This window comes from Pirellulales bacterium (assembly GCA_035939775.1).
Lineage (GTDB): Bacteria > Planctomycetota > Planctomycetia > Pirellulales > DATAWG01 > DASZFO01.
The window spans coordinates 1-15,162 of the sequence record DASZFO010000279.1; the positions used below are offsets into that span (position 1 = coordinate 1).

The 15,162-nt window shown below is 60.6% G+C and carries 13 protein-coding genes and 4 tRNA genes; 8 read left to right on the plus strand and 9 right to left on the minus strand.

All coding sequences use genetic code 11. The features are described from left to right. Window positions 1–1,582 (plus strand): hypothetical protein (locus VGY55_17270; GenBank protein HEV2971732.1); only part of this gene is annotated, 1,582 nt, incomplete at its 5' end. A gap of 34 nt (window positions 1,583–1,616) precedes the next feature. Here the strand turns inward: VGY55_17270 and VGY55_17275 are convergent. The 8 genes from VGY55_17275 to VGY55_17310 all read right to left on the minus strand — a co-directional run bounded on the left by VGY55_17275 (window position 1,617) and on the right by VGY55_17310 (window position 9,028). After that, entirely contained in the window at window positions 1,617–2,456 is an 840-nt protein-coding gene (locus tag VGY55_17275; GenBank protein HEV2971733.1) for an RNA polymerase sigma factor RpoD/SigA, read from the minus strand. A 209-nt stretch (window positions 2,457–2,665) separates the two neighbouring features. Beyond that, window positions 2,666–2,851, minus strand: coding sequence for a type II toxin-antitoxin system HicA family toxin (locus VGY55_17280; protein ID HEV2971734.1), 186 nt, complete (start codon window positions 2,849–2,851; stop codon window positions 2,666–2,668). After that, on the minus strand, window positions 2,848–3,060 hold the full coding sequence (locus VGY55_17285; GenBank protein HEV2971735.1) for a type II toxin-antitoxin system HicB family antitoxin: 213 nt from the start codon (window positions 3,058–3,060) through the stop codon (window positions 2,848–2,850). Before VGY55_17285 ends, VGY55_17280 begins: the two co-directional genes overlap by 4 nt. Window positions 3,061–3,123: 63 nt before the next feature. Then, the gene (locus VGY55_17290) at window positions 3,124–4,050 is read right to left on the minus strand and encodes a S1 RNA-binding domain-containing protein (protein HEV2971736.1); all 927 of its coding nucleotides are present in this window, start codon (window positions 4,048–4,050) and stop codon (window positions 3,124–3,126) included. Continuing rightward, the gene (locus VGY55_17295) at window positions 4,011–4,925 is read right to left on the minus strand and encodes a S1 RNA-binding domain-containing protein (protein HEV2971737.1); all 915 of its coding nucleotides are present in this window, start codon (window positions 4,923–4,925) and stop codon (window positions 4,011–4,013) included. Before VGY55_17295 ends, VGY55_17290 begins: the two co-directional genes overlap by 40 nt. A gap of 245 nt (window positions 4,926–5,170) precedes the next feature. Beyond that, window positions 5,171–6,205 (minus strand): hypothetical protein, encoded by a 1,035-nt coding sequence (locus VGY55_17300; GenBank protein ID HEV2971738.1) that lies wholly within the window; start codon window positions 6,203–6,205, stop codon window positions 5,171–5,173. 4 nt (window positions 6,206–6,209) lie between these two features. Continuing rightward, window positions 6,210–7,244, minus strand: coding sequence for an ATP-grasp domain-containing protein (locus VGY55_17305; protein ID HEV2971739.1), 1,035 nt, complete (start codon window positions 7,242–7,244; stop codon window positions 6,210–6,212). A gap of 2 nt (window positions 7,245–7,246) precedes the next feature. Further along, window positions 7,247–9,028: a KamA family radical SAM protein gene (locus VGY55_17310; protein ID HEV2971740.1), complete on the minus strand. Its 1,782-nt coding sequence runs from the start codon at window positions 9,026–9,028 to the stop codon at window positions 7,247–7,249. A 686-nt stretch (window positions 9,029–9,714) separates the two neighbouring features. Here VGY55_17310 and VGY55_17315 point away from each other — a divergent pair. After that, the gene (locus VGY55_17315; GenBank protein ID HEV2971741.1) at window positions 9,715–10,404 is read left to right on the plus strand and encodes a PEP-CTERM sorting domain-containing protein; all 690 of its coding nucleotides are present in this window, start codon (window positions 9,715–9,717) and stop codon (window positions 10,402–10,404) included. 9 nt (window positions 10,405–10,413) lie between these two features. On the opposite strand, the gene VGY55_17320 is transcribed toward VGY55_17315, so the two are convergent. Further along, the gene (locus VGY55_17320; protein ID HEV2971742.1) at window positions 10,414–11,670 is read right to left on the minus strand and encodes a hypothetical protein; all 1,257 of its coding nucleotides are present in this window, start codon (window positions 11,668–11,670) and stop codon (window positions 10,414–10,416) included. A 674-nt stretch (window positions 11,671–12,344) separates the two neighbouring features. Between VGY55_17320 and VGY55_17325 the strand changes: the two genes are divergently transcribed. The 6 genes from VGY55_17325 to VGY55_17350 form a co-directional block, all read left to right on the plus strand. Next, on the plus strand, window positions 12,345–14,015 hold the full coding sequence (locus VGY55_17325; protein HEV2971743.1) for a sigma-70 family RNA polymerase sigma factor: 1,671 nt from the start codon (window positions 12,345–12,347) through the stop codon (window positions 14,013–14,015). A gap of 425 nt (window positions 14,016–14,440) precedes the next feature. Beyond that, window positions 14,441–14,513 (plus strand) — tRNA-Thr (locus VGY55_17330). A gap of 40 nt (window positions 14,514–14,553) precedes the next feature. Then, a tRNA-Tyr gene (locus VGY55_17335) sits at window positions 14,554–14,635 on the plus strand. Between the two features lie 151 nt (window positions 14,636–14,786). Continuing rightward, window positions 14,787–14,857, plus strand: a tRNA-Gly gene (locus VGY55_17340). Between the two features lie 49 nt (window positions 14,858–14,906). Next, window positions 14,907–14,979: transfer RNA gene (locus tag VGY55_17345), tRNA-Thr, on the plus strand. Between the two features lie 76 nt (window positions 14,980–15,055). Next, window positions 15,056–15,162, plus strand: a 107-nt coding sequence (locus VGY55_17350) for a GTP-binding protein (GenBank protein ID HEV2971744.1), incomplete at its 3' end; no start/stop codon positions are given.

Consider the following 15,162-nt stretch of genomic DNA (forward strand, 5'->3'; position numbering starts at 1 on the left):
GCGCATCGGCAACACGTTCACGGCCTACGACTCGTCCGACGGCGTCACGTGGACGCAGCTCGGCCCGGGCGAAACGATCGCCATGAGCGGCACCGTCAACGTCGGGCTGGCAGTCGATGCCAACAGCAATGCCGCCCTCAACACCGCGATGTTCAGGTCAGTGAGCATCGTGCCGGGCGGCTGGTCGGACGGTGATATCGGCTCGCCCGGCGCGGCGGGTTTCGCGAGCTTCGATCCGACCAGCGCAAGTTGGACCGTGAGCGGCAGCGGCGCTGACATCTGGACCAGCGCCGACCAATTCAACTTCGTCCAACAAAACCTGTCTGGCGACGGGAGCGTCATCGCCCGCGTCACCGCGCTGGCCAATACGAACGCTTGGGCCAAGGCGGGCGTGATGCTTCGCAATGACGAAACGGCGGGCTCGACCTTCGCCAATGTGGACCTGACGCCCGGCAACGGCGTCACCTTTCAGTGGCGGGCGACCGCCGGCACGGCGGCCGCCAGCACAACCGTCAGCGGCATCTCGGCGCCCATCTGGATCAAGCTCACGCGATTCGAGGGCGCCTTCAGTGGCTACTACTCCACCGACGGCGTGCATTGGACGCAGATCGGCACGAGCCAGAGCATTACCATGAACACCGGCGCCCTGGCCGGCCTGGCCGTGACGGCGCACGACAACGCGGCCGCCAGCGCCGCGACCTTCAGCAACGTCGCAGTTCTTTCCGCCCAGATCACGAACAACTTGGACAGCGGTCCCGGCTCACTCCGTCAGGCGCTGCTCGACGCCGCCGCCACTCCTGGCGTCACGCACACCATCCGCTTCACATTGCCGGCGGGGTCGCAGACCATCAATCTGCTCACGCCCTTGCCGGTCGTTGCCGATCCGCTGATTCTCCTGCTCGATGCCACACAACGGGTGACGATCGCATTGTCTTCGGGCACAGTTTGGAATAACAACAACTCCCTGACGCTATCCGGCGCTGGCAGCCTTGTCGTGAGCGGCGGCATCGAGGGCACGGGCAATTTGACGGTCAACTCCGGCAGCAACTTGACGGCTGGACACATCGTTCAGAGCGCGCTCGTGATCGGCGGCGCAGCCGGCAGCCCAGCGACGGTGACCATCGCCGCGTCGGACGCATCGGGCAATCCGCTCGCCGCAGAAGGGGGCTCGGGACTGGGGGTCCTGGAGTCGTCAGATCGCGTACCAGGCGCCGCGAGCGCATCAAGCACCGTGGTCGCGGCAGCCACGCCTGATCCAGGGCCGTCCGTATCATCTTTTGTCGTTCCCTATCTGACGGAGGCACTTCTTGACGAAACGGCGACCGTGGCCGCGCCGCGATCGTCGAGCCTTGCCACGAATTGGGATCCGCCGAGAAGCGATCTACGAAGCAATTACGTTGCCGCGAGCGATTCAACGACTGGTTTAGCCGTGGCCGATTTCAGCGCTCATGGCCGAACCGTATTGTCGAGCGGTCGGATCGATGCGGCTCTAACGGAGACCGACTTTGCGACCGCGCTTGACAATTCGCTGCTGGAGTTCCTGGTCAGCGCTGTCAAGTGTCCTCCTCACGCTGCGCCGTAAGGATTCTTCATCACGACGGAGCGTAATGAGTACGCTACCCTCGCGCGTCGAGGCCCTCGGCCAGCTTGGCCAGGGCTTCGGTTTCGATCTGGCGGACGCGCTCGCGAGTGAGACCGAGCGATTCGCCGATCTCCTTCAGGGTGCGCGGCTCTTGATCGTCGAGGCCGAACCGCATCCGCAGCACGGTCGCCTCGCGGGCGTCCATCGTCGCGAGCATCGCCAACACGTGCGTGAGATTGTCGTGGGCGAGCAGCTCGTCCTCCGGGCTGCGGAGATTTTCGTCCATCACCATTTCGCCGAGCGACCAGCCCGATTCGGCCTGATCGGTCTGAGGAGTCGAGTTGTAGATGCGGATCGCCTTCTTGATGATCGGCAGCTTCTTGCGGGCTAGCCCGAGCACGCGGGCGACTTCTTCCGGCGTCGGCGTGCGACTCAATTCTTCGGTGAGGCGGGCGCTGGCTCGCCGCCATTTCGAGAGCAGCTCGACCATGTAGGCCGGGATGCGGATCGTCTTGGCGCTATTGATCAAGGCCCGTTTGATGGACTGCTTGATCCAGTAGCTGGCGTAGGTGCTGAAGCGAGTGCCCATCGCCGGGTCGAAGCCCTCGACGGCTCGCAAGAGGCCGAGGTTTCCCTCTTCGATCAGGTCTTGCAGGCCGAGGCCCTTGCCGGTGTATCCGCGGGCGATGTTCACCACTAGACGCAGGTTGGCCCGGACCATGCGATCGCGGGCGCGGGTGTCTCCCAGGCCGATCGCGGTGGCCAGCTCTTGCTCGTCGCGGGCCGAGAGCAACGCGGTTTCGTTGATCTCCCGCAGGTACGTTTCCAACGGGGTTTGGACCGCGGACGAAGACTTACGTCGTGTGATAGGCATGGCGCGCCGGCGTGGTAAAGCGAGGATGGCTCTGCTGGTTAGACAAACAGAACTATCGACGCACGCGCGCGGCTCTCTGCAACGGGAGCGCGGACCGACGAGGTGAGCCGAATGTGCCCGAGGTTCGGGCCGTAGCGATGGCAACGAAGCAAGTGGTTGCGCGAACGGTTGGATCGCGCTGTCCGGAGGATGCAACACAGCCGGATCGGTTAGGGATCCGAAATGCCGAGGTCGCGGCATATTTTTCGCGCCAGCGGATCGGGGATTTCGGTATGTCGGGGTACAGCCGAACGCCGATTATTCGCTGGATTTCCCCACCACGAATGGCGCCGGCCTTCGCGGATCAGCACGCAACCATGCCGCCGAAGATGAGCGAGTAGTTTCCGGCGTTTCACGCGGGGATGCTGACTTCCTCGTAAGGTCCGCCAGCGGCAGCTCGCGCGTCCGCACGGTTCATCTCCAGGGCCTCGCTGAGGGCGTCGCGCAAATTGTCCAGTAACTCCTCGCGGGTCTTTCCCTGCGAGTTGACGCCCGGTACCTCCTCGACCCAGCCGATCCACCAGGCATCGTGCTGCTGAATAACGGCCGTGTAATTCGTTCCCATCAGAATTCTCCGACAGCCGGATAATGCCCTTCATTCCAACGTAGCTCGCCGATCAATCCGCGCCTATTCTTGCGCCGCCGGGCCAATCAGCGGCCCGCTCTTGCCGCTGATGCCACCTTTGAGTTCAGAGGGCGGCGCCGATGGCTGGGCTTTCGGTGATCCGGGCGAACCCGCCGCACCGTCACCGTCGGCCTTGGTCCCTTCCTCCTCGGCCCATTCGACGCGCTTCCGCGACAGGCCGATCTTTCGCTCGTCGGTATCGACGCGAAGGATTTTCACCTCGATCTGATCGCCAACCTTGACCACTTCCTCGGGATTCTCGACCTTGTGGTCGGCCAGCTCCGAAATGTGCAGCAGCCCCTCCAAGCCGTCCTCGAGTCCGACGAACACGCCGAAATTCGTGAGCTTCGTCACCGTGCCCGTCACCAATTGGCCTGGTTGGTACTTGGTCGGAATCTCGGTGGCCCAGGGGTCATCGGCGAGTTGCTTCAGGCCGAGCGCGATTCGCCGCCGCTGCTGATCGACCGAGAGCACCTTGCACTCGATCTGTTGCCCCTTTTCGACGACTTCGCTGGGATGGCTGATCTTGCGGGTCCACGACATGTCGCTCACGTGCAGCAGCCCGTCGATCCCTTCCTCGATCTCGATGAAAGCGCCATAATTGGTGAGATTGCGGACGGTTCCCTTGACGAGTGTTCCCGGCGGATAGCGATCGGCCACCTTGTCCCAGGGATTTTCCTGGGTTTGCTTCATGCCCAGGGAGATTTCCTGCTTCTCCTTGTTGATCCCAAGCACGACGACGTTGATTTCGTCGTCGATGTGGACCAATTCGTTCGGATGGCTGATTCGTTTGGTCCACGACATCTCGCTGATGTGCACGAGGCCCTCGATCCCTTCCTCGAGCTTCACGAACGCCCCGTAGCTCATCACGTTGACCACGGTCCCCTTGATCACCGAGCCGACGGGGTATTTGTCGGCCACGTTGTCCACGGGCTAGCGGATTTCTGCTTGAGTCCGAGGGCGATCTTTTCGCGCTCGCGGTCGATGTGCAGGATTTGGACCTCGATTTCCTGATCGATGGCGACCATCTCCGAAGGATGGCCGATGCGGCCCCAGCTCATATCGGTGATATGGAGCAGACCATCGATGCCCCCCAGATCGACAAACGCCCCGAATTCGGCAATGTTCTTGACCACTCCCTTGCGGAGCTGGCCGACTTCGAGCGTGTCGAGAAGCTGTTTCTTCTTCTCGGCCCGTTCTTGCTCGATGAGCGCTCGGCGACTGACGACGATGTTGCGCCGCGCTTCGTCGATCTTGAGTACGATGCATTGGATGGTGCGACCGACGTAATCGCCGATGTCGGCCGGCCGGCGGATATCGACCTGGCTGGCGGGCAGGAACACGTTCACGCCGCTGACATCGACCAGCAGGCCCCCTTTGATTTTGCGGGTCACGACGCCGGTCACCACGTCGTTCTCGTGGACCGTCTCCATGACCTTCATCCAGTCTTCGATCTTGCGGGCTTTGCGCTTGCTGAGCGCGATCATCCCGCGCGGCTCTTCAAGCTGCTCCTGCACTCCCTCGACTTCCTCGATCAGGACCTTGAGCGTGTCGCCGACTTGGGGCGGCTCTTCGGTCTCGTCCCATTCGTTGCGGGCAATTTGCCCTTCGCTCTTGTAGCCCACGTCGACCAGCACGAATTCATCATCGACGCGCAGGATTCGCCCCTGGACGATGGAGTTGATCGCCAAATCGCCGCCGCCCCACTCGGTCGCCGTGGCGACGCCGCCATCGGCCATGGCGAGTTCCAGCTCGCGGTCCATTTCGTCGTCGCCAAGGTCACGGATCAGATTACGATTTACCATAAGAAAGAGTGCCTGCGATCGGCCGGCGCCGGGGAGTGTAGACGCGGAATCTTGCCGCGTTGAGACAGCGGCGAGATGCCGCTTCTACGGAAGGCACGCGCCCCCGACACCCATAGCTCGGCCGACTAGAAAATTGTTAGTGGTTGCAAGTTCTCCGCACCCGGTCCCCGCGCAGGGAATCCAACTGAAGGCCACGGAGAGAACCCAAAAGTATATCGCTGCCGGTCAAGCGACACAATCGGGTTTCAGCGGCCAGAAGCGGGGGTTTGGGCGGAGACGCCGCGTGCTGCCGCCGTCTCGATCAACCGCTCGATGAACGACTCGTACTCGATTCCCGCCGCGGCGAGTGCCCGCGCCAAGCCGGCATTCGGCCCAGCGTCCGGATTGGCGTTCACTTCGAGGATGAAGATATTGCCCGACCGATCCACCCGCAGATCAACACGTGCGTAATCACGGCAGCCGGTGACTTGATAGGCTGTCAACGCCGCAGCTCGAATGGAGCCTGCGAGAACCGGTTTAGCGTCCGCCGGGCAGCGGACAGGAGTCGCTCGATCGGCCGCGCTCCCGGCAGACCATTTCCCTTCATAAGTGACGATCGGCCAGCGCGAGCTGGCATCGGTGCGAAACTCGATCTCCGCCAGCGGAAGGCATTCCACGTTTGGAAGTGCAATCACGCCGACGTTGAACTCTCGACCGTCGATGAACTGCTCGACGAGCACGCTGCCATATTGTCGCGAGACGGTTTCGACTTGTCGCTCGAGCGATTCCCAATCCGTCACAACGCTGTCCGGTCCGATCCCGAGGCTGGCATCCTCGGACGCCGGCTTCACGAAGAGCGGACCGGCGGAGAGCCATGTCGAGAACGGCTCTCGCGCAAACAGCTCGCCCGGATTCAATCGCACAAATGGGGCCGTGGGTAGCCCCGCTCCACGAAGCAACCATTTCGTTCGCGCTTTGTCGCGGACCAATGCCAAACATTCCGGCGGTGAACCGGTATAAGGAATCCCCGAGAGTTCCAAAACCGCAGCTAGATGCGCTTCGCCGGCCGTTTGGCCAGCAAAGCCCTCGCATAGATTGACGATCACGTCGGGGCGCTCGGCAGACAACGAATCAAGCAACGGCGCGATTGAATCGCGGACGCCGACTTCGCGAACCCCGTGTCCCGCGGCCCGCAGCGCTGTGCGAAACGCCTCGACCGATTCCAACACCCCGGCCTCTTGAGCGTAGTCCGGATGCTCGCGCGGCAGCGTCGGGTCGTTGAAGAGGATGGCGACGTCCAAAGGATCAGTAACTTGCAAGCGCGGCCGGATTCTCGCTGAGCCGTTCCGTCGCCGCCGCGAGAATGCGCCCGATCAGGTCGGAATAGCTGATTTCGAGCGATCGGGCCATCAATACCAGATCGCTCGACTTGGGATTCAGGCCGGGAAGCGGATTTACTTCGAGAAAATACGGCACATGATTGCGAAGGCGAAAATCGATGCGGGCCAAATCCCGGCAGCCGAGCGTTTTCCAGACTAAGAGTGCGGCCAATCCGACCGCGCGAGTGTCTTGCGGCGAGAGTTTTGCCGGGCATTCGTAGCGCACGAGCCGCTCCCAATCGCGTTTCACTTCGAGGCTGTAAACGAACGGCCCATTGCGATCAACCGGCAGCACTCGCATGATACCGAATGGCTCGCGCGGCCGATCGCCGATCATGCCGACGGTCAATTCATCGCCGTCGATAAACTCCTCGATGAGCACGGGCTGACGATAAGCGGCCACGATCTCCTCGACCGTTTCCATGAGCCGGGCCGAATCTTCGATCAGATTCGCCGAGCGGATTCCCTTGCTCGATCCTTCGAAGGCCGGCTTGACGATCACCGGCAACGGCAGCGTGAGCAGTCGGTCCCTGAAATCCTCGACGTCGCCATCGACGACGAGCCAATCGGGAGTCGCCACGCCGGCGCAACGGACCAGCCGCTTGGCGCATTCCTTGTCGAGCGTCGCGGCCAGCGTCAGCGGATCGGAGCCCGTGTAGGGAATGCCGAGCATTTCGAGCACGGCCGGCACTCGCGCCTCGCGCGAGCGGCTCGTGCCCGTCCCTTCCGCGAAATTGAAGACCAAATCGGGCCGGTAGCCAGTGAGCAACCGCCGCAAGAGCGGCTCGCCGTCGCCGAGCAACTCGACCTCGTGCCCTAATCCTCGTAGGGCCCCGGCCAAGGCCTCGATCGTCTCGGGAGAATCGAATTCTTCTTCCGCGTCGTCGGGCCAATGCTCGTCCACCGCCCCGTTGCCGCCGGCCGACGGGGAACGGACGTTGTATGTCAGACCGATTCTCACGATCAGGCTTTCTTGCTCGCTTTGCCGTTGGCCTTTCGGGCGGTGGTTTCCGACCGTCGTGGCGGACGGCTGCGGAGGTCGTTCTTGAGCAATGGCGCCTCCGAATGCACGATCGGCTTGGCCGGCCGCGCCGCGCTGTTGCCATTCGACCCGTTCTTACCGTTACTGGCCCCATTCCGTCGCTTCGCGATGATGGAACCATGGCCGTTGTCCTTACCATGGCCGTTTCCATTGGCCGGGCCGCGGATTTCATGGTCGCTGTGAATCGGCACGCCGTCGATGATCTTGAGCGCCGCGACTATCCGTGCGGCCGCTCCATCGCCCACGGATTTGCCGTCCGACTTACCGTTGATTGGTTTCCCATTGACCGGCTTGGCATTGGCCGGCTTGCCAACGATTTTCTTGCCGTTCCGGGGCAAATCCGACGCCGCATGACCATTGCCCGAGACCACAACCGGTGGTAAGTTCGCCGGAGCCGACACCCCACTGTCGACGCCGGACTCCTGGCTCTTACGCCGGCGGGCCTGCCGCGGCGTGTCCGCCGGGACGATCGGCCGGCCGTCGCCGCTAAGCACTCGGCTGACGCCTTGTGACTCGATCGGCTTCGCCTCGACCGGCTTATCCTCAGGCGCGTAGCGGAAGATCATTCCCTCGTAGTTCCGCAGGATCACGGCGTCGTCGGAGGCCGAAAGCACATAGTTGGGCATGACCGGAATCTTGCCAGCGCCGTGCAGGCCATCGACGACATACGTCGGCACTCCCAATCCGGAGACATGCCCGCGCAGGCCTTCGATGATCTCGATCCCTTTCCAGATCGACGTTCGGAAGTGGCCGGCGCCCGTGACCGGATCGCAATGGAAAAGATAGTACGGCCGAACCTTGATCCGCAGCAGGCCGCGAACCAATTGCCGCATCGTCTCGACCGAATCGTTCACCCCTTTCATCAACACGGCGTGGTTGCTGACCGGCATTCCGGCGTTGACCAGATTGCGGCAAGCGCGCGTCGCCTCGGGAGTGATCTCGGTCGGATGGTTGAAATGGGTTTGAATCCAGATTTTGCCCGCCTCGGCCAAGAGATCGACCAGTTCCGGATCGAAGAGCCGCTGCGGCAGCGTTACCGGCACCCGAGTGCCGATGCGGACGACGTCCACGTGGTCGATCGCGGCCAATTGCGTGACAAACCAGCGAAGCTTAGTCACGGGCAGCGTTAGCGGATCGCCGCCAGAAACGATCACATCGCGAATCGCCGTCGTGCCGCGAACATATTCGATCATCCGCTCTTCGTCGCGACTGGGGGCATCCCATCCTTCTCGGTCCATCGTGACGCGCTTCCGCGTGCAGAACCGGCAATACATGCTGCACACCGGAGTGGTGATCAGCAGGGCCCGGTCGGGATAGCGATGCGTCACGCCGGGGACGGGAGAATCCTTGTCTTCCTCGAGCGGATCGTCGAATTCGACCCCTGAGACATTCACTTCCTCGCGCGACGACGGGACCGATTGCAGGCGGATGGGATCATCCGGATCGAGTGGATCGATCAGGGAGAAGTAGTAAGGGGGAATCGCCGTGCGAAACTTCGATTCCAGCCTTTCCAAGGCGGCAATCTCCGCCGGTGGAAAAGAGAGTAATTCGGCCAATTGGGCCGTCGTCCGCACGGCGTGCTGACGCTGCCAACGCCAGTCTTCCCACAGATCGTCTGGAACATCTTTCCAGAACGAATGCCGCAATCCAGCGAGGTGTTGTCCTCGAAGCGGCGGCCTGACGGCTATGAGCTTCGCACTCATTCCTGCGAGCACCGTACTCGTTCTCGCGAGCGTCGTACTCGGAGGCTCGGAATCCTTCGTCCCGGAATCCTGAGAGAATCTGGTACTCGGAGGCTCCTCGGCTTCGCAAGAGATCGCACCATTGGTCGAGACGGCGATTTGCGAGGCCACGGCTGAACCAGCGTCTTGTTCGTTCATTTTAAGCGGGCGAAAGCCTCCTCCGTTAAGGAATCAAAGCCTCGATTGACACTCAATTGAGGCCGGTCGAGTGACCCAGCGCGCTGTATACCATCCGACGAAAAAAACTACAAGTGGATTTGCCAAAAAGTAATCGAACTTCGTTCCGACAGACTTGAGGCCGATTCCGGATTGGGCCAATAACGGTGCAAAAACAGACCACGTTGCGGCGAATCCCACCGCAGTCACGAGTCGCGAATCGAATCGCCGCGCTTTGCCGAAGCATCTGGCTGACATCAACGGGATGTCCGGGCGCTATCGCCCTCGGCCGCAATTGCGCCGGGGCCGGCGGCCCGATGGACCGGCAAAGTGAAGCAAAATTGCTTGACTTCGGCGGAACCGGCGGTTAGTCTCGCCGTTGAGGGAAGCAGTTTGAATTTCCGCTAGATCGGGCCACTCTCCAATCGGACGGTTGATCGAACCGAGCGACCGCTAGTGATCCAAGAATCGAAATAGTTGAGGAGATGCCAATGAACCGCCAACAAATCTCGCTGCGGTTGCTCGCGCTGGTCGCTTGCCTCTGCTTCGCCCGCGGCGCGCAAGCGGCCGTACTTACCGCCTACGGCGTTGATTCTTCGCTCGGCGGATTTATGAACTTCACGCAGTTTACCGTGGATTACAACGGCGGAATGGTCAATCTGACGGCCAAGAATACTTCCGCCACGACCACTTACCATCAGGTCGGACTGCCGCTGGAGTTCTTCTATCCAGCAAACTCATCGGGAGTGCCGACCGGCAATGGATTCAACTATCTGGGTGCCGGCGCGTGGCGCAACGCAGGCGGCACGCAGGAGCTGGATTTCACGGGAGTGAACCCGCCACCGACATTTATCTTCCAGCCGTTGCTGCCAGCACTGATCCATGTACCCCTGACTGATTCGGTCTCGGCTCCGGGAGGTCCGTATACGGCGTCGGTGGCGACGACTGATTCGGTCCCACTGATCCAACTCGGCGATTTCGCGCCGGGCCAATTAAAAAGCTTCACCGTGACGTTCACGGAGCCAATCGGAGGCTCGCCGCCCTTCCATTTTTTCTCCGACGCCTTCTTTGTCGCCGTTCCCGAGCCGGGCACCCTTCTGCTGGCGGCCACGGCTGGAGCAGCGTTGCTTTTCGCATGGCGACGACGGAGAGCCTCGGCGTCCGCGCAGCCGGCGGTTTAGTCGCGGCAATCAATTCAACTTGATTCGCAATTCCGAGTGCGCCTTATGTGGCCTGTCCGGTTCGGCTGGCGAGGCGAGTTCAAGGCTCTCAACCATAGTTGCGTCGGCGTCGGCGAAACGATCGACCAGGCTCGATTCCAGCGTGTAGGTGAGTGCCACGCGACGGCCCTCGGCGTCGATCGCCAAATAGTAGCGCCATTGAATCGGCAGCTCCGAAACGGTCCCTTCAGCGACAACCTTCAGGAGCTTCAGCCCAGCGGCCGTTTTGTGTTCGGAAGCCGAATCGAAACGGCCGAAGCTCTTGCCGAGCGCCTGCTGCACGTCGGACTGGAATTCCTCCAAGCCAAACTCCGCGCCCGCCGAGAGTTGAGGTAGCGGCGAAATGTTGCATTGGGCGACCAACTCGCCCCGGTCCAATAGCCGCAGCACAGTCAATGACGTGTCGTCGCGGGTTACGTGCCAGCGGCGGTCGTAGAGCATTTGGAATGCTCCAGCCGGAGATCGCAATACCAGCGGCGGGACCATTGCACTGGAGTCATTCGGGATCGACTTGACGATCTCGCTCGTCAATTGGTCGGAACCGGCCAGCGGGGCGATTTCCACCTGTACATTAGCAATGACGTCGAAGGCGGGGGAAACATAGCCCGCCGACCGTCTCTCTTCGATACGGAGTTGTATCGAAACGAGACGTTGATGGTCCAAATCGAACACCCCTTTTCCCTTCAAATCAATTTCCGTGGCAACGCCCGCGACGGCACCGTTCAACTCGCCGGAAATCGAGATTTCGACGTTCGAGCCGTGTACGGCGGCGAGCACGCATTGCACATCGCTTCGGGCAACGGCATCCAGCCCGAGCAGATTGCCGACGGCCGCAGCATCCGGCCGCCAAGTCTCGCCAGACCGGACTTCTGCACTGGGGAGCAGCCGATCGACAAGTAGGCTGTTGGCGGGAACGTCGAGTAGATCGACCTCCTCCCTGGTCAGCGGGCCGCCGAGGGCGGAAATTACAATTCCTGTCTTTTTCGACATGACAAGGATCAGACGCCGATCGTCGCGAAGGGAGGGTCTGTCGGGCTTCTTTTCGATCTGAATCTCGGCCTCGGCGGCTCGGTAAAACCGAGCTGATCGGCGATCATCCGCGCTGCCACAATCATCGAGCCGCATTTCATCGTAGGCAAAGCTCCCTGCCACCAGAATTGGCAGTTTCTGAGTCTTGCCGTCGGTTGCCACGCGAAGTTCTCCCTTTACGTCGAGCGAGACCGTCACGCGGGACAAATCCCCCTTTTGGCACTGGGTTTGCAGCCTTAAAGGCTCACCTGCCAGAGCCTGTCGTGCCAGTAGGCAATGGGTTGCTAAGAATATGAGGATGGGGCGAGATGGGGCGAACATGAACTTCTTTCCGGAAACGGTGTCTAAGTAATAGGTTGAGAGGGATTTACAGATCGGCATGCAGACATGGGCGGAGCGCCACGCTGTCCGGCAGTACCCTCGATAAATCGACTGTTCCGACGAGGCGAGTTCAATTGGAGTCGGCCATACGGCAGGGCTGAGCATCGGACGCGGGAGTTGGGACGGTGAGGGCGATGGCGAAGGTGGCGTTTGGTACTGGGGTCGGAGCGAGAATCGTCGAATTTCGGTCGGTTTTTTCTAAGCAACTTCGAGTCCGTGGCAACTAATAAGGAGAAGCCGGAAAACCTGCTCTCGACTGTGGCGGTCTCGGTTTCGTAGAAAATATGGCACCCGCGTGCTTGCATCCGAGGCAAATGGGAGCATGGGGGGGCTATAAAGTGCCAATCCAACGGGAGACCCATCGAACAATCAAGAAGGGACTGAACGAATAGACGGTCTGGGACGATCGTTGGCAGATTTGGATCAGAGACCTTGCCGCGCGACGGAGTCGCAGGGAACGGCGGCGAGGAATCAGGAAGGGAAGGACTGTGATGCATGCTGACTATGTTACCCCTGTGATGCGGGCGCTGCGCGACCAACAGGTTCGGTTTGCCCCGCGCGAGAAGAAGCTGGAGCAAGTCAACCGAGCGGAGAAGCTGCTGGCGGAGTTGGAGCCCGCGCGCACTTACACCTACGAATACCTCTGCTTTCGGATCACGGATTTTCGGCCGGAATCGCATCCGAATCAGAAGCTCTCAGGCGGAGAGACCATTCACGATCTGCGTTTATTCGTCGAGGATTTGTCGGACGCGGCGAACGTTCGCGCCGAAGCGGCCGGCGAGCAGGTATTGACGGTCGAGGAATTGAGCAAACGGTTTAACGTTTCGACCAAGACCATTTCGCGCTGGCGCCAGCAGGGGCTGGTGAGCCGCCGGTTCGTTTTCGACGGCCGCAAGCGAGTCGGCTTCCTGCAGAGTTCCGTGGAGCGATTCGCCTCGCAGAATGAAGAGCGCGTTCGGCGCGGCGCGCAGTTCAGTCAGCTTAGCGACACCGAGCGGAACGCGATTATCGACGACGCGCGGCGGTTGGCTCATGCCGGCGGTTGCCCGGCCGACGTCACTCGCCGGTTGGCTCGGCGGACCGGCCGCAGCGTCGAGACCATTCGATATACGTTGAAGCAATTCGATCAGGAGCATCCGGATCTGGCGGTGTTTCCGGAATCGACCGGGCCACTGTCGGAAGACAATAAGAAGAAGATCTATCAGCAATATCGCCGCGGCGTCTCGGTGGAGACGCTCGCCAAGCGCTATTGCCGAACGAAGACGAGCATCTATCGGATCATCAACGAGATGCGAGCGAAGCGGATTCTGGAATTGCCGCTCGATTTCATCCCGAATCCGGAATTTGCCAAGGCCGACGCGGCCGAGAAGATTCTGGTTGCAATGCCTCAACCCGAACAAGCGCAGAAGAAGGCGAGACTTCCCAGCGGGCTGCCTCCTTATTTGGCGAGCCTCTACGAGGTGCCGCTTCTCACTCGCGAGCAGGAAGGGCACTTGTTCCGAAAATTCAATTTCGTCAAGCATATGGCGAGCAGGCTGCGCGAGGGACTCGATCCGTCGCGAGCCAAAAGCAGCGTCATGGACGATATCGAACGATACTACGATCAAGCGGTGACGACGAAGAACCAGATCGTGCGGGCCAACCTGCGCTTGGTGGTTTCGATCGCCAAGCGGCACGTCGGGCCGGCGGATAACTTCTTCGAGCTAGTGAGCGATGGCAATATGTCGCTGATCCGCGCGGCGGAGAAATTCGACTACGCCCGCGGCAACAAGTTCAGCACATATGCTAGTTGGGCCATCATGAAGAACTTCGCCCGAACGATTCCAGACGAGCACCGTCGCCGCGATCGATTTCGCACGAGTCAACTGGAGACGTTCTCCGCGACGGAGGACCAACGATCCGATCAATACGAGCAGGAGACAGCCCAGGCCCAACGGCAGGCGCAAGTCGAGAGGATTCTCGAGCGCCTTGACGAGCGCGAGCAAAAGATTATCATTAGTCGTTTCGGCTTGGACCATTCTCACGAACCGTTGACGCTCAAGGAGGTCGGCGAGGAAATGGGCGTGACCAAGGAGCGAATTCGGCAGATTGAGGCCCGTGCCCTAAGCAAGTTGCGTCAGGCGGCTCAAGAAGAGAAGATCGAGGCGCCCGGTCCGATTTGATTTAGCGGCAGGACGTCACGTTTGTCCGATGTTAACTTGGGTAGTTTTCCACGAGCGCCTCGGCTTTTCGCCCGGCGCTCTCTCATGGGTGCCCCGAGTCAGGGGATCGAGCAAGCCAGGAGGTCGTGCGCCGCGATGGCGGAGAATCTCGACGAGTTCCGTCGCGGGCCTAGACCTTTATAGATGAAGTAGCGGCCGATTGACCGCCGGCTAGGCCTGCGCGGCGATACTCCGGTCGCAAACGAGCCGCCGCAGGCTAAGTTGGCGTTTCGCTTGGCTTGGCGGCTCATTTCATCGAGCGATCAACCGGCGTGGCTTGGGGTTTTCGAGCGTTACGCCCGGATGTGCATTTTTGTGCGTCTTCCCGTATTGCAACAGGATTTAAGTTCGTTATATTTACTTGTTTTCGTGGCTCCTTCTCGCAGGCTAGCGTAGCTCAATTGGCAGAGCAGCTGATTTGTAATCAGCAGGTTGTGGGTTCAAGTCCCTCCGCTAGCTCGTCTATGACTTGAGCAAGTTAGCCGGCGAGGATCGGTGAGGGGGGTTTCCCGAGCGGTCAAAGGGGTCAGACTGTAAATCTGATGGCACTGCCTTCACAGGTTCGAATCCTGTACCCCCCAGTAAAATCAGCGCGCGGCGGGGATGCGGACGAAGGCGAGAACGAAATGACGAATGACGAATGTCTAGTGACGAAGGACGATGCGCGCGAGCGCAGTTCGTCATTCGTGCTGCCTTATTCCTTAGACATTCGTCATTAGTCATTTGAGAACCGCGGGTGTAGCTCAATGGTAGAGCAATAGCCTTCCAAGCTGAAGACGAGGGTTCGATTCCCTTCACCCGCTTTGCATGGCTGGCTCGGCGGTGGAGGGTTTAACTGACCGAAGCTCATACGCTGCTGTAGCTCAGTTGGCAGAGCGCGTCCTTGGTAAGGACGAGGTCATGGGTTCAACTCCCATCAGCAGCTCTCGCGGGATAATTTGAATTCATTTCGATTCAGGGAATTTTTCCTTTCGCCAATTTGAGAAACGCAGGGAGATAGAATGGCCAAAGACGTTTTCACCCGAACCAAACCACACGTCAATGTCGGCACGATCGGCCACATCGACCACGGCAAGACCACGCTCACCGGCGCTCTTTTGGCCGTTCA